This window comes from Ensifer sp. ENS10, assembly GCF_014852025.1.
Lineage (GTDB): Bacteria > Pseudomonadota > Alphaproteobacteria > Rhizobiales > Rhizobiaceae > Ensifer.
On record NZ_JACVAS010000016.1, the window covers coordinates 75,691 to 90,671 of the forward strand.

General features: G+C 63.1%; 14 protein-coding genes. 10 read left to right on the forward strand and 4 right to left on the reverse strand.

What is annotated here, in order from left to right; genetic code table 11:
- The first annotated feature begins 169 nt into the window (after positions 1–169).
- Positions 170–910 carry a response regulator gene (locus IB265_RS33825; RefSeq protein ID WP_057255502.1) on the forward strand — a complete coding sequence of 247 codons (741 nt, stop codon included), beginning with the start codon at positions 170–172 and terminating at the stop codon, positions 908–910.
- Positions 907–3,000: a nitrogen regulation protein NR(II) gene (locus tag IB265_RS33830; protein WP_057255503.1), complete on the forward strand. Its 2,094-nt coding sequence runs from the start codon at positions 907–909 to the stop codon at positions 2,998–3,000. The genes IB265_RS33825 and IB265_RS33830 overlap by 4 nt, the downstream gene beginning before the upstream one ends.
- Before the next feature lie 27 nt (positions 3,001–3,027).
- On the opposite strand, the gene IB265_RS33835 is transcribed toward IB265_RS33830, so the two are convergent.
- On the reverse strand, positions 3,028–3,669 hold the full coding sequence (locus IB265_RS33835) for a phosphatase PAP2 family protein (protein WP_162733643.1): 642 nt from the start codon (positions 3,667–3,669) through the stop codon (positions 3,028–3,030).
- Between the two features lie 472 nt (positions 3,670–4,141).
- Here IB265_RS33835 and IB265_RS33840 point away from each other — a divergent pair, with 472 nt between their 5' ends.
- The 4 genes from IB265_RS33840 (at position 4,142) to IB265_RS33855 (ending at position 7,705) form a co-directional block, all read left to right on the forward strand.
- On the forward strand, positions 4,142–4,837 hold the full coding sequence (locus tag IB265_RS33840; RefSeq protein WP_057255505.1) for a response regulator: 696 nt from the start codon (positions 4,142–4,144) through the stop codon (positions 4,835–4,837).
- On the forward strand, positions 4,834–6,006 hold the full coding sequence (locus tag IB265_RS33845) for an ATP-binding protein (RefSeq protein ID WP_057255506.1): 1,173 nt from the start codon (positions 4,834–4,836) through the stop codon (positions 6,004–6,006). The genes IB265_RS33840 and IB265_RS33845 overlap by 4 nt, the downstream gene beginning before the upstream one ends.
- Before the next feature lie 190 nt (positions 6,007–6,196).
- A complete protein-coding gene (locus IB265_RS33850) occupies positions 6,197–7,195 on the forward strand; it encodes a DUF535 family protein (RefSeq protein ID WP_082616268.1) in 999 nt (332 codons plus the stop codon).
- A 93-nt stretch (positions 7,196–7,288) separates the two neighbouring features.
- Positions 7,289–7,705, forward strand: a complete 417-nt coding sequence (locus IB265_RS33855; RefSeq protein ID WP_113132968.1) for a GFA family protein — start codon at positions 7,289–7,291, stop codon at positions 7,703–7,705.
- 56 nt (positions 7,706–7,761) lie between these two features.
- On the opposite strand, the gene IB265_RS33860 is transcribed toward IB265_RS33855, so the two are convergent.
- From IB265_RS33860 to IB265_RS33870, 3 genes are all read right to left on the reverse strand, one after another.
- Positions 7,762–8,385, reverse strand: a complete 624-nt coding sequence (locus IB265_RS33860) for a LysE family translocator (protein ID WP_057255508.1) — start codon at positions 8,383–8,385, stop codon at positions 7,762–7,764.
- A 100-nt stretch (positions 8,386–8,485) separates the two neighbouring features.
- Positions 8,486–8,938 (reverse strand): Lrp/AsnC family transcriptional regulator, encoded by a 453-nt coding sequence (locus IB265_RS33865; protein WP_113132967.1) that lies wholly within the window; start codon positions 8,936–8,938, stop codon positions 8,486–8,488.
- An 89-nt stretch (positions 8,939–9,027) separates the two neighbouring features.
- Complete coding sequence (locus tag IB265_RS33870; protein ID WP_113132966.1) at positions 9,028–10,086, reverse strand: LacI family DNA-binding transcriptional regulator; 1,059 nt, start codon at positions 10,084–10,086, stop codon at positions 9,028–9,030.
- Positions 10,087–10,330: 244 nt separating this feature from the next.
- Between IB265_RS33870 and IB265_RS33875 the strand changes: the two genes are divergently transcribed.
- The 4 genes from IB265_RS33875 to IB265_RS33890 all read left to right on the forward strand — a co-directional run bounded on the left by IB265_RS33875 (position 10,331) and on the right by IB265_RS33890 (position 14,979).
- Entirely contained in the window at positions 10,331–11,323 is a 993-nt protein-coding gene (locus IB265_RS33875) for an autoinducer 2 ABC transporter substrate-binding protein (protein ID WP_112994108.1), read from the forward strand.
- Between the two features lie 152 nt (positions 11,324–11,475).
- On the forward strand, positions 11,476–12,990 hold the full coding sequence (locus IB265_RS33880) for a sugar ABC transporter ATP-binding protein (RefSeq protein ID WP_057255511.1): 1,515 nt from the start codon (positions 11,476–11,478) through the stop codon (positions 12,988–12,990).
- A complete protein-coding gene (locus IB265_RS33885) occupies positions 12,983–13,984 on the forward strand; it encodes an ABC transporter permease (protein WP_057255512.1) in 1,002 nt (333 codons plus the stop codon). Before IB265_RS33880 ends, IB265_RS33885 begins: the two co-directional genes overlap by 8 nt.
- Positions 13,981–14,979: an ABC transporter permease gene (locus IB265_RS33890; protein ID WP_057255513.1), complete on the forward strand. Its 999-nt coding sequence runs from the start codon at positions 13,981–13,983 to the stop codon at positions 14,977–14,979. Before IB265_RS33885 ends, IB265_RS33890 begins: the two co-directional genes overlap by 4 nt.
- Positions 14,980–14,981: the final 2 nt, after the last annotated feature.

Genomic DNA, 14,981 nt, shown 5'->3' on the forward strand with positions numbered 1-14,981 from the left:
TGTCGATATTCCCCGCCTGCCGCAATCGGAGAATGGTTACCGTTCTTACAGCCTTGGGCGCTCTCCGCGGTTTCAAAATTACAAAGATTACAAATATGACAAATCACATAATGTGAGCTGCTTTGAACATTGGGACGGCCCCGCCTATGATGGGGGCGGGAGGACGTGCATGCTGAGTGAGAGGATACGGATTCTGATCGTCGAGGACGATCCGGACATGGCGGAGCTTATTTCCGATCTGGTGGAGGCAGAAGGTTGGCTACCCCTGACCGCGCCGTCGGCGGAGGCGGCGGCCAATGTCCTGGCGCGCGAGGCGGTGCATCTCGTGCTTGTCGACCACAACTTGCCGGGCACTTCGGGCCGCACCTTTGCGCAGAGGCTGCGGGCACGCACCAATATCGGCATCGTCATGGTGACGGCGGCAGGCAGTGCTGCGGACCGGGTGCTGGGATTGGAGACGGCGGCGGACGATTATGTCGTCAAGCCGTTCGAGCCGATCGAGTTGACGGCGCGCATCAAGGCCGTCCTACGCCGCACCTATCCCTCGCTCAAGCCGGAGCGGGAAAGCGAGCGTGAGACCGAGCCGGCATCGATGAAGCTCGGCGACTGGTCGATCGATCTCAGGAGCCGCCGGGCGATTTGCCTGAACGATCCTTCGAGGTCGCTGACGAGCGCCGAGTTCGCTCTTCTGGAAATCCTCGCGGAAACACCGAACACGCCCGTCGGCCGCGCGCAGATACTCGACCGCCTCGGCGCCGAAAGCGACCGCTACATCGACCGCAACGTCGATGTGCTCGTGCTCCGGCTCCGGCGCAAGATCGAGCGGAATCCGGACCTGCCGCGCCACATCAAGACGAGACGCGGCAAGGGATACGTGCTCGATACCGACGACGGCGAGTCGAAGCCGTGATCGTTCGCCCTTTTCTTTCGTCGATTGCCTTCCGGCTCCCGTTCGCTATCGCCTTCATCTGCGTGCTCGTCTTCGGCCTTGCGACGGTCGCAGTTTTTGGTCTGCAACGGGCGCGCGACGAGATGGCGGCCTACGGGCTGCAGGCGTTCACCAGCCTTGCCAAGGCCTCGCTCGTGTCGCGCCAGGTTTCCGATCTTGTGTCGAGCGCGCCGTTTCTGATGAACGCCACTTCGCCCTACCGGGTTTCGAGCGAAAGCCGCTCGGTGGTCGCGCAGGTCGATGCGCTGTTGCGCGCCATGGCGCCGCAGAACGGCGATGCGGCGGTCAAAGGTTTTGCCAGCGGGCATATCGTCGAGCTTCTGGAGACCATCCGCACGCAGACGATGACGCTCGCCGGCGACGCGGAATCGGCGCAGCAGCACAAGGCCGAAGCGGCAGCCGCGCTTGGCGAGATCGCGACCGGCAGCGGCATGGCCGATGCCGATTTCCGCCGCCGCCTCAATGGGATTGTGCAATCGGCATCCAACTCCGACAGCCTGTTCCAGCTCGGCGAATTGCGCCGCCGCTATATTGCCGAAACGGTGCCGCGCCTTGAGCATGCGGCGCCGGATATCCGGGTTTCCGCTACCGAACTCGCGCCCTATGAACGGGTCTTCGAAGCGCAGACCCAATATCTCCTGGAGATGTTCGCCATTCGCGCGGCCGTCTCGCGATTGCACACCGTTTCGCGCGACCTCTCGCATGCGACAGAAACACAGAGTGAGGCCGTCGCCCGCGGCCTCAACGACGATCTCGTTTCGACCTCGAATGCTCTGAGCCGCCTGCTCGTCATCGTCGCCGTCGCTGCGCTGCTCGTGCTTGTCATGGCGATCTTCTCCATTCGCTCGGTCATGCGCGTGTCGCGAGGCATCGTGTCGCTGTCCAACGGCATGAACGCTCTTGCGGAGGGGCGCCGGGACGTCGATACGCCGACCTACAAGGGGACGGAGACCGAGCTCGTCCGGCTGCTCGAAGCCTTCAGTGCCTTTCGCGAAAGCGTCGAGCGTGTCTCGCGGCTCCGACGTACGGCCGAGGCCGCCGCACGCACCATCCGCTCTACCTTTCGCAACATGAACGAAGGCATCGCGCTCTTCGATCCCAGCGGCAAACCAATCACGATGAACCGTCGCGTCATGGAGCTCGTCGGCTGGCCGGGCTCGGCACGGAAGCTGCCGCTTCGCAATTTCGTGAGCCCGATGCCCGAGATCGACCCGGCAATGCTGCCCGCCGATCGGGAAACCGGCACGCTCGGCGACCGACTTGTGCTGCGGCATCGCTCCGACGCGGGCCGCGTGACAGAGGTTTCGCTGTCGCGGCAACCCGATCGCGGCATCGTGTTGCTGGCGCGGGACGTGACCGACATGGATCGGCAGGAGGCTGAAGCGGCAAAGGCCCAGCGGCTGGATGGCATCATGCGCATGACGCACCAGGTGAGCCACGAGGTCGGCAACATGATCGGCATCATCACCGGCAGCCTGGGGCTGCTGGAACGGGATACCGGTTTCAACGATCGGCAGAAGCGTCACATCGCCCGCATTCGCAAGGCGGCCGATCGCGGGCGTTCGCTTGCCAGCAGCATGTTGTCCGTTGGCAGCCAGCACCCGATCCAGCCGGGCGCACTCGAGGTCGGCGCGGTGTTGCGTGGCATGGCGGATGTGCTGGAAATCGCCGTCGGGGAAAGATGCCGTCTCGCCTTCGAAATCGCCGACGGCCTGCCCAATGTGCATCTCGATGCCGCCCTCTTCGAGCAGGCGATCCTCAATCTCTGCCTCAATGCCGCCGCCGCGATGCCTCAGGGCGGGACGATCCTGATCCGTGCTGCCAGCATTGACGCCGATGTCGTCGTCGCCGTCGCCGATGAGGGGATCGGCATGTCTCCGGAGGCCGTGGACAAGGCGTTCGAGCCGTATTTCACCACGCGCGACGAGGAGGGCGGTGCCGGTCTCGGGCTCGCCGTCGTCTATGGCTTCGTCCGGCAAAGCGGGGGCGACGCCCGTATCCTCTCCCAACCGGGGAGGGGAACGACCGTCGAGCTGGTCTTTCCGAGCTGAAACGGATGTAGAGCGTCGGCTGCGGGTCTACGGATTTCGCCGCCGCCCGAGCCGTTGGAAGGCGGCATCGATGCGTTCGCCATTGTCGGCGAAGACCGCCCAGAGCCACGTCATCAGCCACAGCATCAACAGCCAGGCGAGCACGACGTCGGAGAGGAAGTGAGCACCAAACACGATCCGGTTGAGCGAGAAGGCGAGGATCAGCGGGATGAGCGCGATGATCGCCAGGCGTCGCCACTGAAGGGGCAGAAGCAGCGCGAGTGCTATGAGGGCAATCGCCGTTGCGGATTCGCCGGACGCGAAGGAACAGCTGCGCGAACAGGCGCTTGAGACTTGCCAGGCGGGCGTGAACGGCAGGGTGCCACCGAAATCCGTGATGTCGTAGGGGCGGGCGCGGCCGATCAGCCGCTTCAGGGCCTGGATGAGCAGCCCGGGGCCCATGGCGTAGTAGGTGAGAAAGAACAGTGCCTTGTGCGGCCGCAGTAATCGGCGGCGCGGTGCAATCGCCTGCATGATTAACAGCGCCAGGACGCAGGGCAGAATGCAGAAGGACAGGACGCGATTGAAGTCGCGAAGTGCCCTGAGCGCGGGCTCTCGGGAAAGCGGGAAATCACCTGCCGCGGACGCCGCCCAGCGCGAAACGACGAGATCGATACCGGGAAAGGCCATAAAGACAAAAGCCGCGCAAATGGTCAGCGCGCCAGCAACGGCGATGGGCTGATCGTTAACGCGGGCACGGGCTTGCCCAGTCCATTGACGTGGGCTCGCGCGCAACCATCGGATGCTGTTTGAAGATACTACTGTGGAGGGAAAGAGGCTGGGCATGCCGGTCGCTCGCAGATTGTCGGTGTGTGCGGGCCGGACATTTGCTCTGCTTTGTCAAGGCTAAGTGGAGGATCAGGGAGAGCTTGACGCGCAGAGCCGGGCGGTTTTTGACTACACCTTTTGGTTGATGGCGGGCGGCGCCACCTATCAGTGTGCCGGACGCCTCGGTGCCGATTGTCAAGAAACAGCGGAGATTTGTCGGGGGCTCTATCCGGAAGGCCAGGTAAAGGGCGGCAGTGCTGTGCGGGCGAATTGCAACTCGAATCTATTCAGCCCATAAGCTGCTGATCACAACATCGGGCCAGGGAGTTGCTTTATGGTCGACAAGGGTCTCATCCTTTTGGCGGAGGACGAGCCGGAGATCGCGCAGATACTCGACGCCTATCTGGTGCGCGATGGTTTCCGGACGGTACGTGCCGCCGATGGCGAGACGGCGCTGACGCATCATGCGGTGCTGTCGCCCGACCTGGTATTGCTCGACGTGCGCATGCCGAAGCTCGACGGCTTCGAAGTCCTCGCCCGGCTTCGACGTGAGGGCAATACACCGGTCATCATGGTCACGGCGCTGGCCGAGGATCTCGACCGGCTGACCGGCCTGCGGCTCGGCGCCGACGACTATGTGGTCAAGCCGTTCAACCCCCAGGAGGTGGTGGCGCGCGTCAACGCGGTGCTCCGGCGCACCCGCAACGGCGCCGGCGCGACGGTGCTCCGCTTCGAGAACGTGGAAGTCGATCTCGATGCCCATGTCGCCTTCGTCGAGAAGAGCGGCCGCCGCCACTCGCTGCCGCTGACGCTCAGCGAATTCCGCATCCTCGCCCACATGATCCGCCGCCCGACGCATGCCTTCGAGCGCGCCGATATCCTCGACGCCTGCCTGCCGGACAGCGATGCGCTGGCCCGAACGGTCGATACCCATATCGCCAATCTCAGGCGCAAGCTCGAGGATCTGGGCGCCAGCGGTCTTTTCAGTGCCGTTCGCGGTGTCGGCTATCGCTTCGTGGAGCCAAGATGAAGATCAGCCTCTCGCGCTTGCCCCTCGGCATTCTCACGGCCCTGGTGACGATCGTCCTGCTCATCATCAGCGTGTTCATCATCTATGCCGGCGTCGACTACATGGAGCCGCGGCTGGAGGCGCGGCTCTTGGAGCGGATGCCGCCGGAAGCGGCTCAGGCCTATACCGATTTCAATTCCGGCAAGCTGCCGAGCCAGGAATCGCTGCAGAAACTGCTTTCGACCATGCCCGAACTCGAGGAGTGGGCAAACTGGGAGGTGGACAAAATCATCCTCGGCTTCGGGGCGACCGCGGTGACCTTTTGCGGTCTCGTCGGCTACTGGCTGGCGCGCAAGATCAGCCGGCCGCTCGAGGTGCTCGCCCAGGCGACGCAGAATCTCAGGGCGGGCGATTTCGCCGTGCGCGTCGGATCGATCCGCAAGGGTGCCAAGGAGGTGGCAACGCTCGTGAAGACCTTCGACGAACTGGCGGCCGAGCTCGAAAACATGGAAAGCCGACTGCGTTTCAACACGATGGCGGTCGCCCACGAGTTGCGCACGCCGCTGACGATCCTTCAGGGCAACCTTCAGGGCATGGCCGACGGCGTCTTTCCTCTCGAACAGGAGAGGATCCAGCAACTCTTGCTCCAGGTGGAGGGGCTTTCCGCCCTGGTCGAGGACTTGCGCACCCTTTCGCTCGCCGCCGGCCAGAAGCTGGTCACCCAGTGTCAATCGGTCGATCTCGCTGCCGAGGCCTCCCAGGTTCTCGGCGCGTCCTGCACCTTGCTGGGCTCCGCCGGAATGTCGGTCGAGACGGCGCTGGAACCGGTCCGGGTCTCGGGAGATTCGCAACGCCTGCGCCAGGCTCTGCTGGCGCTGATCGAGAACGCCACGCGTTACGCAGCCAGTGGCGGGGTATTGCGGTGCGAGACGGGCCGACGCGGCGCTGACGAGGCCTTCATCCGGTTGCTGGATCGCGGTCCAGGACTGCCGGACGATGTCTCGACCCATTCGATCGATCTTTTCTGGCGCGGCGATGCCTCGCGGTCGCGGGCAACGGGAGGCACCGGTCTCGGTCTCTCCGTGGTGCAGGCGATCGCCAAGGCGCATGGCGGGCGGCTGGAATTCGCGTCCCGCGCCGGCGGTGGCGCCGTGATCACGATCGTCCTGCCGCGCGCCATCCCAGCCTAAGGCCCGGCGCCGGCAGTGCCGCTTCCTGGCGCCGAGCGCGGAGGGCGTCAGCTCCTCCGGACGTCGCGCCCGGCCCGCAGGTACCGCGCTCAATTGCCGACCACTTCTCCGCAAATCCTTGACAGTCCACGGGCAAACCGAGGCTGGCCGAATAATCCGGCCGGCAGAGTTTGCTCTCAAGGATTGCACCATGTCCCTGGAAATCAGGCAGGAATACAGCGTCGATCTACGGTTGTCATCTCAGGATAGTACAACGTTTGGCGGTGAGCCGCTATCGTCTTCCGGACGCTCGGTTTCTGGGCCGGTCGTCAGAGATCGGTCGCAAGCCAAGGTATCGATCCTGGGTCACGTCCTGAAGCTCGGCCTCCGGGTGAGCCTGAAACGCGCCGTCGTCTTTTCGATGCGATTTGTGCGCCACCCCTTGCTTACGGCGCGCTGGATCGCCTTTCTCGGCGAGTTCGGCGAACGCTATCGTCTGGGGCTGCCGCACGACGATCTCGTGCGCAAGTCGATCCCGACCTTCTTCCTGCACGGTGCATCCTCGCCAGAGCGGCTCGAATTGATGCTCAATCATTTCGACGTTGCAAGCGAAGTCCTCTCGCGCCGCTCGCTGATGGCGCTCTGGCGCGGTGGCACGCTGGAGATGGGAACGGTCTCCGGTCGCAGCGAAAACTATCGCATTCAGCTGCAATTGGCGGATCATTGCGGTGCCCGCCACGAAGGCGCCTTCGCAATCCGGCTTCGTCGTCAGAGTGACGAATACACGCTTTGCACGGTCGGTTTCGTCTTCGTCCGCTGTAACGACGATACATACAGCCTTGCGATGGGCGGCATGCAGGGGCCGAAGGGCGAAGACGCGAAACGAGCGCTGATAACGGCAACACGCGATCTTGGCGGTCTGCGCCCCAAGGATGCGGCACTGCTCGTCCTCCAGGGGCTGGTGGCGGAAGGCCACACGGCCTCAATCCATGCGGTTTCGAACGAAAGGCATGTGATCAATCGCCGTCGCCGCAAGCGACGGAAGATGATGATGGCTGATCTCGATGCCTATTGGTGCGATCGTGGTGGGGTGCCGTCCGAGCCCTTCGGTTTCCGTCTTCCCGTTGCCGACGGCAAGGCTGCGCCCGAGGGCAACCGACGCGACCAGAGCAAGCGGGCGTTTCGCGACATCGGCGCCTGGTTCTATTGAACCGGGCGCATTTCGCCCGCGACCCTCGGCTTTTCTTTAGCGGTTGACACAACGTACGGTGGCGTAAGTCGAATCACGGCTGGAGATTGGCCTATGTCGACCGTTGCCTCTGGGAAGAAAAAACCGCTTTTCACCGGAGGCTGCCTCTGCGGAGCGATCCGTTTCGAGGCCAAAGGAGCGCCCCGCAAGCCGCACACGTGTTCATGCATGACGTGCCAGCGCCATTCGGACGCGCTGACGTTGGCGTGGGTCGAATTCGACAAGGACGTGATTGCGTGGACCGGTCCGGGCGGTACCCCTTCGGTCTACCGCTCGTCCGACTATTCCAGCCGCGCCTTCTGCCCGGCCTGTGGCAGCAGCATTGGGGCGATCGACGATGCACCGGTCGTTGCCTTACTACTCGGCATCTTCGACAAGACGAATTCCGCCGACTTGATCCCGGCCGTTCACAGCTACCGTTCCGCACGGCCCAAGTGGTGGCACGTGGAGGCCGTGAAGCCCGCGACTTGATGAGAAACGGCCAGGCTGCAAGTCGTTGGCGCGCCGGGTAGGCTGCGCCAATTGTTCTAGACCAACCCCTCGGCGGCGGCGGCGATGGCGATGATCCCAAAGGAAATTAGGACCAGGCCGGAGAGGCGCGACACCCAGGCGACGAAGCTGTCCGGCAGCCGTGTTCGGGCAATCGCCACCCCGCCGCTCAAGAAGAACCACCAGCCGAGCGAGCCTAGGAAGACGCCCACGACGACGATGGCGGCGCTCAACGCATCGCCTGCTTCGGCAAGGCCGAGGCCGGCAAAGATCGCAGCGAAGGAGAGGATTGTCGCCGGGCTGGTCATCGTCAGGAAAAAGGTGGCGATGGTCGTGCGGACCAGATCGCGTCCGCCGACGTCGGCCGCGGCCGTCACCGGTTTCGGCCGCAATCCGCTCCAGCCGAGCCAGATCATGAACAGTCCGCCGGCGAGGCCGAGCGGTGTTGCGATCATGGAAAGCACCGCCGCAAAGGCGGCGAAACCGATCGCGGCAAGCGCTGCATAGGTGGCATCGGCGGCGGCTGTTCCCAGCCCACCGGCGACGCCCGCCCAGAAGCCGCGCTCCAGCGTACGGTTGATGCAGAGCGCTCCGATGGGGCCGAGTGGGGCCGCGACCGCGAGACCGACCAGGAGGCTTTTTCCAAACAACAATGTAGACATGGGCATAGGGCTCCGGCCGCGGCATGGCTCAATCCATCCAGATCAAGGATGGAACATGTGCGGCAGTTCAAAAATGTTTCAGCAGTCTTTACGCGTCCGTTCAGGCGCGCGATGCAGTCGTTGCCAGGCTTTCCCGCACGGTCGACAGCGCGATCACCGTTTCGCTTCGCGCCAGGAACCGCTGGCGCTTCAGTTCGGCAAGGAACGGCTCAAGATCGCCGAGCGACGGCATCCGGACCTTGACGCAATAGGACCAGGCGCCAGTGACGTGATGGCATTCGGCCACGGCCGGATGATCGGCCATGAAGGCGCGGAACGCCGCCTCGTCCGCATCGGGCGCCAGGCCGACCCAGACGAAGGCAAGCACGTCGAGGCCAAGCGCGCGATGGTCGACTTCCAGCGTGAAGTTTCGGATCACGCCATTGGCGACGAGCCGACGAATGCGCTCGTTGACGGCGGAGGGCGAAAGCTCCACCGCAGCGCCGATGTCAGTCAGCGACCGCCTCGCATCTTCAGCGAGAATTTCGATGATTTTTCTGTCAATCGCATCCATTGCCAATTAATACGTGGAATTTAGTGGCCTGTACAGATGATTTTGTTGTTTAGAAGTGCTGTTGGCTGAGAAAGCACTGGTCGGGCGGCCTATTCGATGTCCTTTAGTGCATCGAGCGGGCCGGTCAGCGCCGTTCGCGGCTGCACCAGTTCGGGCTGGATGAGGTGGATCCGCGGCTGGGGCCGGGCCTCCTCGATGACGTCGAAGGCTTTGGTGATCATGCCCTCGACGTCCTGGCGGATCATGATGACGGGGAAGGGCAGGAAGGATGCGAAGGGATCGTAATCGTAGCAGCCCACGACGAGGTCGGCGAAGTTCTCGTGCGGATGTCCTGCCATGAAGCGCAGCAGGCCTTCGAAGTTGATCGACGAGTTGACGAAGAGGCCGCGCGGCAGTTTGCCGTGCTTTTCGTAGAAGGCCTCGAAGGCAAGCCTGGCATTGTTCGGCGCATAACCGGTCGGCTGGATGCATTCGTCCGGATCGGCGCCGAGCAGTTCGTTTTTGACGGCGCGGAACCCGCGAATACGCTCTCGGCTGGCATGGTCGTTGCGGCCGCCGAAGAGGTAGAGTTCATGCGGTTCCAGCGGGCCCGTTGCTTGGAAGTGACGGATGATCGCCTCCGTCAGCATCCGTCCGCCCTCGTAGTTGTCGCTGATGACCGAAGGAACCTTGGTGCCGGGCAGGTCGATGTTGATGTGCTTGAGGCCGGCCGCCTCGCAGACCTCGTGCACGCCATCGGGATCCGTGGCGCCACAGATGAAGAGTTCATCGATCGAATAGGAGATCAGCGTCTCCGCGGTCTTGCGCTCCTCCTTCGGATCGCGGCTGGCGCTGACGACGATTGGGCACTGTCCCTTGCTTCTGACATGCGCCTCGAAGGTTTGCGCCATCGACGAGAAATAGCGGTTGTCGTGGATCGGTAAGAGCAGGCCGATCAGGCCCGAGCGCGAGCTGCGCAAACCACGCGCCTGGCGGTTGGCCGTATACTGATGCGTTTCAGCGAGGTTGCGGATCAGTTCCGCCGTGCTTTCCTTGATCCGGCGCTTCTGCCAGGTGCCGTTCAGGACTGCACTTACGGTTGAGGGTGAACTCCCCGACAACACCGACAGGTCGTAGATCGTCGCTTTCTTTTTGCTGCTGCTGGTCATCGTTTTCTCCCTTGATCGTTTTAGTGCCGATTTCCCCTTGACGAAAGATTAAGTCTGCACAATAGTTCTTGCACCATCGATTGTGCAAACAAGAAATATCGATTGTGCAATTTGTTGGTGCCGTCTGAGGAGGCGGCTGTCAGGGAGGCGAGGAAGCACTTCGCCAGTGATGGTTTGAAACTGGAGGCCGGCGCTTAGATGGCGACCGGGCGCGTTCCTTCTTGGGAACGAGTGGAGGAGAGACATGATCAGGAATATTCTCGTCGCCGCCCTGGCGACATCGATGGCGCTTGCCAGCTCTGCGGCTGCCTTTGCTCAAGATGCCGGCAAGGTCGGCGTCGTAGTCAAGATCGGTGGTATCCCCTGGTTCAACGCCATGGAAGCGGGCATCAAGGAGCGCGGCCAGAAGCTCGGCATCGACGCCTTCATGGTCGGCCCGACCAGCGCCGACCCGGCGCTGCAGGTGCGCGCCATCGAAGACCTCATTGCACAAGGCGTGAAGGTGATCGGCGTGGTGCCGAACGATGCCAAGGTGCTCGAGCCGGTGCTCACTAAGGCCAAGGAAAAAGGCATCATCGTCATCACCCATGAATCGCCGAGCCAGAAGGGTGCCGACTGGGACTTCGAGCTGGCATCCTCGACCGGCTTCGGTGAGGCGCATGGCAAGCTGCTTGCCGAGAAGATGGGCGGCAAGGGCGAATATGCCGTCTTCGTCGGCTCGCTGACCGTGCCGTTGCACAATGCCTGGGCCGATGCGGCGATCGCCTACATCAAGAAGAACTATCCGGAGATGATGCTGGTCGGCGACCGCTACGGCGTTGCTGAAGACGTCGATAAGAGCCGGTCGACCGCACTCGACCTGATCTCCGCCCATCCAAACCTGAAAGGCTTCCTCGCCTTCGGCAGCCAGGGTCCGATCGGCGCTGGCCGCGCCGTCGAAGAACGCCGCAAGGTCGGCGAGATCTTCGTGCTCGGTCCCTTCTCACCCGGCCAGGGCCAGAAGCTGGTGAAGTCCGACGCGATTTCAGGCGGCTTCATGTGGAATCCGAAGCAGGCGGGCGAAGTTTTCGTCACCCTTGCCGACAAGTTGATGAAGGGCGAGGAGGTCAAGGACGGCGACGAGATCGAAGGTCTCGGCAAGGTCAAGCCCGACTTCGAGAACCGCAATATCATCGTCGACCAACTGGTGCCGATCAACAAGGAGACGGTCGCGGATCTCGCGGCCATGGGCCTCTGAGGTCCAAAGTTTAAGGGTTCTCCCGGCTGCTGGGCCGGCTCCGGCCGGCCTGGCAAGTCCCTTCAACGGTACAGGAGCGGGCTGAGGAAACGTGTTTGCGGTTTTCCGCCCGCATCCCGCTCCAACTTAACGTGATTTACGGGCACAGACACATGCACCAGCTTGCGACCGCGGGAGGAGGCGAAAGGCCGCTTTTGTCCCTGCGCGACATCAACATGACTTTCGGTGGCGTCCGAGCGCTCAAGAATGTGAGCTTCGACGTGCGCCCGGGCGAAGTTCATTGCCTTGCCGGCGAAAACGGCTGCGGCAAGAGCACGCTGATCAAGATCATCACCGGCGTCTATCGCCCCGCCGATGGCGCTTCGATCGAGTTCGATGGCGAAACCTACTCCCACATGTCGCCGGTGACGGCGCAGGACCGCGGCATCCAGGTGATCTGGCAGGATCTGGCGCTCTTCCCGGAGATGAGCGTTGCCGAGAATATCGCCTTCCAGACGGTGCTCGGTCGCTGGCCGAAGCTTGTCGACTACGGCCGCATGCGCCAGATCGCGAAGGATGCGCTCGCCCGCCTCGGCGTGACGCTCGACGTCGATCTGCCACTCAAGGAATACGCAATCGCCCAGCGCCAGATCGTGGCGATCGCCCGGGCTCTCGTCGGCGAAGCGAAGCTCGTCTTCATGGACGAGCCGACCGCATCGCTGACCCAATCGGAAACCGATCACCTGCTCGATATCGTTCGCGGTCTTTCCGCCTCCGGCGTCGCCGTCGTCTTCGTCAGCCATCGGCTTGCCGAAGTGCTGGAGATCTCAAGCCGGATTACGGTGCTGCGCGATGGCGCACTGGTCGGCGTCTACCCCGCCGCCAGCATGACCCAATCGCGCATCACCGAGCTGATGACCGGCAAGACCTTCGACCAGCAGGTGCGTGCGAAGTCGCGCGATGGGCAGCCGGCCGTGCTCGATGTGAAGGGACTGTCGCGCCCTGGCCAGTTCGAAGATATCTCGCTGACCGTGCGCCGTGGCGAGACACTCGGGATTACCGGGCTGCTTGGTTCCGGGCGCACGGAACTGGCGCTGACGCTCTTCGGTATGCTGAAGCCTGCATCGGGTTCGATTTCGATCGAGGGCAAGCCGATCCGCTTCTCCTCGAACCGCGACGCGATCGAGGCGGGCGTCGCCTATCTCTCGGAGGACCGGCTCTCGCTCGGTCTCATTCAGCCGCAGCCGATCGCCGACAATCTCGTCATCAGCTCGCTCGATAAGGTCCTCTCCGGCGGCCTGCTCTCGGAAGAGCGCAAGCGCAGCCTTGTCGGCCGCTGGATCGCCGATCTCGGCGTCAAGATCGGCCTCCAGCAGGATGCGATCTCGACCCTTTCCGGTGGCAACCAGCAGCGTGTGGCAATCGCCAAGTGGCTGGCAACCGATCCGAAGCTTTTGATCCTCGACGCTCCGACCGTCGGCGTCGACGTTGGCGCGCGCGCCGGCATCTTCGACATCGTCGCCCGATTGGCTGAGAGCGGGCTCGCGATCATCCTGATCTCCGACGAGGTGCCTGAGGTCTATTTCAACGCCGACCGCGTTCTGCACATGGCGCAGGGCCGCATCGTCGGCAGCTATGATCCGCGCACATCTTCGCTCGGTGATATCGAAGGAGCTGTCTATGCCTAGCTTCGTCCGTACCCATGCGACCGAAGTGTCCTTACTGGGCGTCATCATCGCGATCTGCGCCGTTCTATCGGTCACGACGGCCAACTTCTTCTCGCTCGGCAACGCCTTCGACCTGCTCAACATCAGCTCGGTCAACATCATCTTCGCCGTCGGGCTGCTCGTGGTGCTGATTGCCGGCGGCATCGATATTTCCTTCGCCGTCGCAGCGTCCGTGGTGCAGTACGGTACGGCGATCGCGCTCGGCTGGATCGGTGGCGGCGGCTGGGTCTCGGGGCTGTTGATCGCCGGGTCGATCGGCGTCCTGCTTGGTGCCGTCAACGCCTTCCTGATCCACCGCTTCCGGGTGATCTCGATCGTGGCGACGATCTCCACCTTCAACATCTATTTCGGCCTGTTGATGTTCTTCACCAAAGGCGTGTCGATCTATGACCTGCCGGACTGGCTGACGGACCGCGTCGTCCTGTTCGAACGCGAGATGCCTGATGGAACCTGGATCGAGATCACCCTGCCGGTGCTGGTGATGGCGATCTGCGTCATTGCCACCTGGGTACTGATCACCCGCACCACCACCGGCCGCCAACTCTACGCCTTCGGCGACAATCCAGAAGGCGCCCGCCGCTTCGGCATCAACATCGGCGCCATGCAGTTCATCGCCTTCGGCTGGCTTGGCCTGATGGCCGGCATCGGCGGCCTCATCCAGGCTCACTACGCGCAGGAGGTGGTACCGAATGCACTCTATGGTCGCGAACTCGATGTGCTCGCGGCAGTCGTCCTTGGAGGCGCTCGCCTTGGCGGCGGCAAGGGCTCGGTACTCGGCTGCGTGCTCGGCGTGCTCCTGATCTCGATCACGCAGAACGGCCTCAACCTGATGGGCGTCTCGCCTTTCGCCTTCAAGATGATCATCGGCGCCATCATCCTGGTCGCGATCACGCTCTCCAACACCAGCATCGAACGGCTGTTGCCCTTCCTCACCCAGAAGGGGACCGGACGATGAGCGCGGTTGTCGATCGCATAAAGAACCTGCTTGGGCCGGAAATGGCGGGACCAGGACTGGCTTTCCTCGCCGTCATGCTGGTCTTCGGCATTGCCTCGCCGCAGTTCCTCAGTGCCGCCACCTTCGGCTCAGTCGCCTTCCAGCTTCCCGAACTTGGGCTTCTGACGCTCGCCATGCTGCTGCCGATCCTGACTGGCGGCCTCAATCTTGCGATCACGTTTACCGCCAACATCGCCGGGCTGACGCTCGCCTGGGTCCTGCAAGCGAATGGCGGGGTGGATGCGGGTCTCGGCGCCTTCCTGCTCGGTTCGGTTCTGGCGATCCTCGTCGGGGCAGTGAGCGGCGTCGTCATGGGGTTGGTGATCGCCTTTACGCGCGCTCACCCGATCCTTGTTTCGCTGTCGATGATGATCTTCCTGCGCGGCCTCGGCGAGTTCCTGACGCGCGGCGGCGATGTCTCCGGCTTTCCAGCCTTCCTCGGCCCGCTTGGCCATGGCTCGTTCCTCGGGCTGCCGATCCCGCTCATCGCCTTCATCGTCTGCGTGCTCGCCTGGCACGTGCTGCTTTCCCGCACCAAGCTCGGATTCAACACCTACATGATCGGTTCCAACCTCGAGGCGACACGCTATTCCGGCATCAACACGCGCAAGGTGATCGTGCTCGTCTATGCGCTCTCGGGCGCCATGTGTGCGATCGCCGGCATCATCATGCTGGCGCGCTTCAACTCCGTGCGTATCGGCCACGGCGAAAGCTACCTGCTGATCACCGTGCTTGCCTGCTTCCTCGGTGGCGTCAATCCGTTCGGCGGCTTTGGCCGGGTCATTCCCGTCTTCGTCGCGCTGGTTGTGCTCCAGCTTCTTTCCTCCGGCCTCAACCTCATCGGTGCCAACCAGCATCTGGCGACCGCCGTCTGGGGGCTGCTGCTTGCCGGCGTCATGGTGCTGCGCTTCGTGGCCACCAAGTTCAAGATTTCATTTGTCAGAAAGGAAACGTGACC

What these genes read in the sequence shown, in the direction of transcription:
- IB265_RS33840 (WP_057255505.1), top strand. Translation starts at nt 4,142, where the DNA reads ATGGTCGACAAGGGTCTCATCCTTTTGGCGGAGGACGAGCCGGAGATC.
- IB265_RS33835 (WP_162733643.1), bottom strand. Translation starts at nt 3,669, where the DNA reads ATGGCCTTTCCCGGTATCGATCTCGTCGTTTCGCGCTGGGCGGCGTCC.
- IB265_RS33850 (WP_082616268.1), top strand. Translation starts at nt 6,197, where the DNA reads ATGTCCCTGGAAATCAGGCAGGAATACAGCGTCGATCTACGGTTGTCA.
- IB265_RS33825 (WP_057255502.1), top strand. Translation starts at nt 170, where the DNA reads ATGCTGAGTGAGAGGATACGGATTCTGATCGTCGAGGACGATCCGGAC.
- IB265_RS33860 (WP_057255508.1), bottom strand. Translation starts at nt 8,385, where the DNA reads ATGTCTACATTGTTGTTTGGAAAAAGCCTCCTGGTCGGTCTCGCGGTC.
- IB265_RS33890 (WP_057255513.1), top strand. Translation starts at nt 13,981, where the DNA reads ATGAGCGCGGTTGTCGATCGCATAAAGAACCTGCTTGGGCCGGAAATG.
- IB265_RS33880 (WP_057255511.1), top strand. Translation starts at nt 11,476, where the DNA reads ATGCACCAGCTTGCGACCGCGGGAGGAGGCGAAAGGCCGCTTTTGTCC.
- IB265_RS33875 (WP_112994108.1), top strand. Translation starts at nt 10,331, where the DNA reads ATGATCAGGAATATTCTCGTCGCCGCCCTGGCGACATCGATGGCGCTT.
- IB265_RS33865 (WP_113132967.1), bottom strand. Translation starts at nt 8,938, where the DNA reads ATGGATGCGATTGACAGAAAAATCATCGAAATTCTCGCTGAAGATGCG.
- IB265_RS33885 (WP_057255512.1), top strand. Translation starts at nt 12,983, where the DNA reads ATGCCTAGCTTCGTCCGTACCCATGCGACCGAAGTGTCCTTACTGGGC.
- IB265_RS33870 (WP_113132966.1), bottom strand. Translation starts at nt 10,086, where the DNA reads ATGACCAGCAGCAGCAAAAAGAAAGCGACGATCTACGACCTGTCGGTG.
- IB265_RS33845 (WP_057255506.1), top strand. Translation starts at nt 4,834, where the DNA reads ATGAAGATCAGCCTCTCGCGCTTGCCCCTCGGCATTCTCACGGCCCTG.
- IB265_RS33855 (WP_113132968.1), top strand. Translation starts at nt 7,289, where the DNA reads ATGTCGACCGTTGCCTCTGGGAAGAAAAAACCGCTTTTCACCGGAGGC.